Source organism: Candidatus Cloacimonadota bacterium (assembly GCA_011372345.1).
In the GTDB taxonomy this organism is placed as follows: Bacteria; Cloacimonadota; Cloacimonadia; order Cloacimonadales; family TCS61; genus DRTC01.
This window is the reverse complement of the sequence record DRTC01000111.1, coordinates 1-5,689: the sequence shown is the minus strand read 5'-3', so window position 1 is coordinate 5,689 and position 5,689 is coordinate 1. Positions and strand designations below refer to the sequence as shown.

6 protein-coding genes are annotated in these 5,689 nt (G+C 33.0%); all 6 read left to right on the top strand.

Going from position 1 to position 5,689, the window contains the following annotated elements:
* Positions 1-206: 206 nt before the first annotated feature.
* The 6 genes from ENL20_02075 to ENL20_02050 all read left to right on the top strand — a co-directional run bounded on the left by ENL20_02075 (position 207) and on the right by ENL20_02050 (position 5,674).
* Positions 207-2,132, top strand: coding sequence for a hypothetical protein (locus tag ENL20_02075; GenBank protein ID HHE37342.1), 1,926 nt, complete (start codon positions 207-209; stop codon positions 2,130-2,132).
* A gap of 644 nt (positions 2,133-2,776) precedes the next feature.
* The gene (locus ENL20_02070) at positions 2,777-3,919 is read left to right on the top strand and encodes a GGDEF domain-containing protein (protein ID HHE37341.1); all 1,143 of its coding nucleotides are present in this window, start codon (positions 2,777-2,779) and stop codon (positions 3,917-3,919) included.
* A gap of 102 nt (positions 3,920-4,021) precedes the next feature.
* A complete protein-coding gene (locus ENL20_02065; protein HHE37340.1) occupies positions 4,022-4,420 on the top strand; it encodes a hypothetical protein in 399 nt (132 codons plus the stop codon).
* A 29-nt stretch (positions 4,421-4,449) separates the two neighbouring features.
* Entirely contained in the window at positions 4,450-4,911 is a 462-nt protein-coding gene (locus tag ENL20_02060) for a hypothetical protein (protein ID HHE37339.1), read from the top strand.
* A gap of 17 nt (positions 4,912-4,928) precedes the next feature.
* Positions 4,929-5,297: a hypothetical protein gene (locus ENL20_02055; GenBank protein HHE37338.1), complete on the top strand. Its 369-nt coding sequence runs from the start codon at positions 4,929-4,931 to the stop codon at positions 5,295-5,297.
* A 125-nt stretch (positions 5,298-5,422) separates the two neighbouring features.
* A complete protein-coding gene (locus ENL20_02050; protein HHE37337.1) occupies positions 5,423-5,674 on the top strand; it encodes a DUF3467 domain-containing protein in 252 nt (83 codons plus the stop codon).
* Positions 5,675-5,689 lie beyond the last annotated feature (15 nt).

Sequence of the window (5,689 nt, the reverse complement as noted above, 5' to 3'; positions counted from 1 at the left end):
TATTGACCTCTATCTTCTTATTAACCACCAACTTAAGTTGGTGGTTAATGAAACAGGAAAAAGTATTAACCGTTTTAACGGTTTCTAATTTTATTGAATTTGACCTTTTTAGAGTGGACTCAAACTTGCCAAATTTTTGAAATTTGGCAAGTTTTAACATTTCTCCTCTTTATCAAAGAGGGGATTAAGGGGAGTTTCTAAAAATAATGTTTAATCTATCCTTCTTAAATTCGGGAATTTTATTCCTCACATCTGCCATTCTGATACCATTATTGATCTATCTTTTTGCGAAGAAAAAACCTCGTCGCATCATCTTCAGTACGATCAGGTTCATCAAAGAAAGCCAGAAACAACAGCGGAAAAAGATCAATCTGAAAAATCTGTTGTTACTGATCATTCGCATGTTGATCATTTTACTGACGATCCTGGCAATTTCCAGACCGACCATAAAAGCTCCTTTCCTCAAAAAAGGAACGAAACACCCCAAAACAGCAATTGCTATTATCATTGATAATTCTTATAGTATGGATTATTTGATCGATACGCAAACCGAACTGGAAAAAGCGAAATCGATTGCAGAAAAATTCAACGAGATGATTTCTAATGATGATATGACTTTACTGCTGACTTTAAATGAGGAATGGAACAGCCTGAACAGTAATCTCATCTATGGAAAGATCCCGGAAAACCTGATCAGGAATATCGAGATTACACCTCTGGCAAAACCTCTTACCGATGTACTCGAAATGGCTTCTGAAAAATTAAAGGAAAGTCATCTTCCCAATCGCGAAATTTATTTTATTTCCGATCTGCAAAAACAGGAACTTCCCGAAAAGATCGACACTTCCTGCTTTATTATTCCAACTTCCGAAACGGAAATAAGAAGCAATATCAGTTGCCAAAATGCACGATTGATCAATGAATTCACTAAAAAGACATACGCTAAGAAGATCAGTTTTGAAATCGTTAATCACTCAAATTTTGTTCAGGAAGATGTTATCTGCAGCATATTCCTGGATGGGCAGACGATTGCGGAAAAAGTGACAGATTTGAAACCTCTGCAAAGAAAAGCGGATGATTTCTCGATCAATATTGAAAATTCGGGATGGCATTCCGGTTATGTTCATATTAAAAACGAAAGACAGCCTTTTGATAATCGCAATTATTTCAGCTTTTACTTTAATTCCGAACCGAAAGTTGCAATTATTTCAGATAACGAAACCTTGCCTTTACCAATTCAAACCATTTTGGAAATTTATACATATGATCCGGAAAATTTAGAATTCTTCACTTCTGATAACTTGAATTATGATAGTTTGAGCAATTTCGAAAATATTATTGTTTATCAGAAAAACAAATTATCAGACAGGCTACAATTTTTACTCGATAAATTCCGAAAAAATAATAAAGGTCTCCTTTTTATTGCTGACAAGGATTTATCAAATGATCTTCAGGATTATATCAGCAATATAATGGGAATTAGATTTTTGGAATTTTCCCATAACAGCAAACAGAGAAAAACGACATTCATCAATAAATATCACTCTATTACAAGTTTACTCGATCCTTCCAAACAGCTTGATTTCAATGATTTCTGGAAAGTCGAATCCCAAAAAAATTCCGGTGTTTTATTACAGACTGCTGATTTTCCACTCGCTTTGGAATCAGAGAGATCGTGTGTCTGGCTTTTTGATGTTCAAAGTTTACTGAATCCTTTCCTGCTCGATTCAGCATTTCCGGTTTTTGCCTTCAATACGCTCAAATATCTTTCCAATGACCAATTGCTAACTTCTTCGATTAAAGTGGGAAATAAGATCAAACTGAAATCTAATCGGATAAAACTTCCTTCGGGTGATCTGATGGAAACAAAACAAGCGAATCTGGTGGTATCCGAACCGGGAATATACATTGTAGATGAGCAACGGATTCCGGTAAATCTTGATTACAAGGAAAGTGATTACCGAAGATTTTCTAAAACAAAATATAAAAATATCAATTTTCTTGATCAGGATTGGGAAGATAATGTCCTGCAGACCAGATATGGTTTTGAGATCTGGAAATACTTGCTGATTGTTGTTCTGTTTCTTTTTGCTCTGGAAATGATAATTATTAAGAGAGAAGAGAATAAATGAGAAAGGGACAAGGTGAAAGGAACAAGGAGCAACATTTTAGCCGCTTAAAAAATCCAAACTTACCAATCCCGATGTATTGGGATCGTGAAATTTTCAAAACTACTGTTTCTCCTCATTCCGAAATTTTAAAATGTCATTGGAACAATGACAAGGAATGCAATTGTTGAAAAGTTTTACTTTGATTTTTTGTGCGAGAAAGTATTGTTGAGTCCACTCTAAAAAGGCAATAATTTGGAATATGTATGAAATTTTGCCCGAAATTTGGAAACTGATGAATCGGTTTATGACCTCTATCTTCTAATTAACCACCAACTTAAGTTGGTGGTTAATGAAACAGGAAAAAGTATTAACCGTTTTAACGGTTTCTAATTTTATTGAATTTGACCTTTTTAGAGTGGACTCAATATTCGAAATGAAATTTCTTTATCAGTTGTGTTCCTTCATCATCGAACGATGATGTTATCGGAATTTGGGAACAAGAATGTGTCCCAATCGAAGATTGGTCTTTTCTCAAAACTTGTTTTTGAAGAAAAATTAGTCACTTAATTTAAAATTTCTTTCGATTATTTTTTATTTTTCATTTGACAAGAATATCAGCAATTTCTTGTTCTGCTATTGTAAAAAAAAGATGGAAGGAGTTCATTATGAATTTTGATACCACTTTAAATCAATTAGAATCATTAAATACAACGGAAAAATTCATTAAACAGAATGGTCCTGAAATTTATTCAAACTTGTTCAAGCTTCTCGAAAAAGATAATGAATCTCAATATAATGCACTTTCAGAAATGACTGAAATATTAACAAAAATGTTATTTGATTCCCATGATTTTTCGCTGGCACTCCAACTTCATAAGACGGAGATTGATTATTTTCAAGATCATTTCAATATTGAGAAATTGGCAAAAGCTTATCAAAAAACAACAAAGGTTTATGCCATGCTGGGAGAAGAAACTTTTTCCAAATCAGGAGACCAGGAACAGAGTTTCAAGAATATTGTTCAAAACTTCGTTGATCATTTTGAATATTCCATAAAATTCTTGAACCAGAGATGGAATAAACTGCTCGAAGAAACCTTGAAAACTCTCGATGAATTCAAAGAAGATTCGAGAGCGAAATTTCTGTCTTCCATCAACGAGCAGATGAAAAATCTTATCATGGAAAGCAATTTTCATATTGTTCATTTTGTTGATTATATGAAAAAAACATATTCGGAATTGGAGAAAATGTACGCTAAAGTTCAGGAACTATCAATTATCGACGAATTGACCGGAATCCATAACAGAAGGTATCTTGATTCTAATTATGCTGATTTTTACCGTCTGGCAAATCGTCAGCAAGTTCCGGTCGGGCTTTTATTATTCGATATAGATGATTTTAAAGTTGTTAATGATAATCACGGTCATCAATCAGGAGATGAAGTGTTGTTCCAAACAGCTGAACTCCTGAAAAAATCCATCAGAGCAAGTGATATTCTCGTTCGCTATGGAGGAGATGAATTTCTGGTGCTGCTTTTTAATATTAACCTCAAAAATATCATTGTTGTTGCGGAAATTATCAGGAATAAAATCAATAAACAGGTATTTTCTAAAGGAAAAAAAGAATTTAAAATATCAGTCAGCGCCGGCATTTCCTGCTTGAAAATCGAAGGTATAAAAAGTGATCCGTTAATCGAATCGACCTTTAAAAAGATGCTGGAGGAGGCTGACAAAGCTTTGTATTTTTGTAAGAAAAACGGTAAGGATCAGTATAAAGTTTATGAAAACAGAATAAAGAATATCTTTTAACAACAATTATTTTCTTTGCTGTTTATCATATTTGCTACGGTGAAATTAATATTCTTGACGAGAGAACAGACATTTTTTGTTTTTGTCTTTATAGGAGGTTAGATGAAAAAATTGTTATTTGTAATTATCTTTGTAAATTTGTTGTTTTCTTCCATTGTTTCAATTTATGCTCAAAATTGTGATCTTTTATATTTTTGTGTAAGCTATGATCCTGATGCTGGCGAGATCGACTGCTCGGATCGTTTTACAACCGGTAACATTACAGTTGTTGCATTATTAAAATCACCGATCTTCTATACTAAAATAACCATTCAGGTTGATAAATACAATCCACGCGAAGGTACTTTTGAATACTATGATGCCTGGGAATTCGATGTCGATCCGGAGATGGATTTTATCTATTTTAATGACATTAATTTTCAGGATAAAGGTTTTTTTAGAGTATTTTTAGTAGATCCTGAAGAAAATATAATTACCAGTGGGCTTGTGGAAATCACATAACAAGAAAAAAATTTTAATCAGGAGTAACAATGAAAAAAATAACTGTTTCTTTGTTTTTCTTTTTATCAATAACTTTATTATTTTCATCCTTACCGCATTCGGTTCACGGTGTTGTTTTATTACCAGATGGAGAAACTGCACCGTCAAAAGAAGAATTCGATTATGCTGCCTATATCACTCTGCGACCGGAAGAAGTTCGCTATCTCGGAGATTTCGGAAATGGATATTTTGGCGAACATGGTTTTATCCTGCAGGTTGGAAATTTTCCGACCATGTGGACAGCCGGTGAATATATCCATTTCGATTTTATGATCGATGATGAGATCAGAGGTTCTGCTGAAATTCAGATTACTAATGCAGGACTCGATAAATTTCCTGAACCGATCATCCTGAAATCAAAAGCAGAATTAGAAGCAGAGAAAGAACAAGAGAAAAAACAAGAGAAAGAACAAGATAAAGACATAGATAAAGAAGAAGCTGAAGATAATTAACTTTTTCAAGGATAATTATGCAATTAACTTTAGAGTGGTCAAAATTTTTTAATTCCTTTGAGGAAGACAAAATAAAGGAAAACACTCCCGAATCACCAGGAATTTACCTTTTCTGGGTGAAGCTGACAAAGGGTGAATGGAAATGTTTTTTTGTTGGAGAAACAAGTAATCTTCAGAAACGTATATTAAGCCATACAAAACCGACAGAAAAAAGAATTTGTATTTCAGACAGGATCAAAGATAAAAACTGCGGTTATGAATTTGCGATTGTTGAAGAAAATTCCCATAGAGAAGGGATCATGACTTATCTCTGTGATTATTACAAACCTGAATGTAGTCCTGATAGACAGTGGGGTTATCCTATTTTTGTGAATCTGCCGGAATAATATTTTTGCTCACTGATCTTCACGGATAAACACGGATACGGATAAAGAATTCTAAAAAAAAACAAGAATGAAATTGACATCATTTTAAATATAAAAAAGTTTCTATTGTTAGAGGAGGTAAAACAATGGAACCAAAGAAAGAAAAAACAGCAAAAAAAATTGAAATACACATCCCTGATAAATTTGAAAATACTTATAGCAATTTTGCACAGTTCCACATGTCCAACAATGATCTAATTATTGATTTTGGATTTAGCCATAATAATATTGTGAAAATGACTACAAGAATAATTATGAGTCCTAATCAAGCAAAAGTTTTCAGTAATAGATTAAATAGTTTGATTGAAACTTACGATAAAAAAATAAGAGAGCAATAAATTATTAAAAATGGG

Bases quoted from the DNA above. Each gene is read 5' to 3' on its own strand.
- ENL20_02075 (HHE37342.1), top strand. From the start codon at position 207: ATGTTTAATCTATCCTTCTTAAATTCGGGAATTTTATTCCTCACATCT.
- ENL20_02070 (HHE37341.1), top strand. From the start codon at position 2,777: ATGAATTTTGATACCACTTTAAATCAATTAGAATCATTAAATACAACG.
- ENL20_02065 (HHE37340.1), top strand. From the start codon at position 4,022: ATGAAAAAATTGTTATTTGTAATTATCTTTGTAAATTTGTTGTTTTCT.
- ENL20_02060 (HHE37339.1), top strand. From the start codon at position 4,450: ATGAAAAAAATAACTGTTTCTTTGTTTTTCTTTTTATCAATAACTTTA.
- ENL20_02055 (HHE37338.1), top strand. From the start codon at position 4,929: ATGCAATTAACTTTAGAGTGGTCAAAATTTTTTAATTCCTTTGAGGAA.
- ENL20_02050 (HHE37337.1), top strand. From the start codon at position 5,423: ATGGAACCAAAGAAAGAAAAAACAGCAAAAAAAATTGAAATACACATC.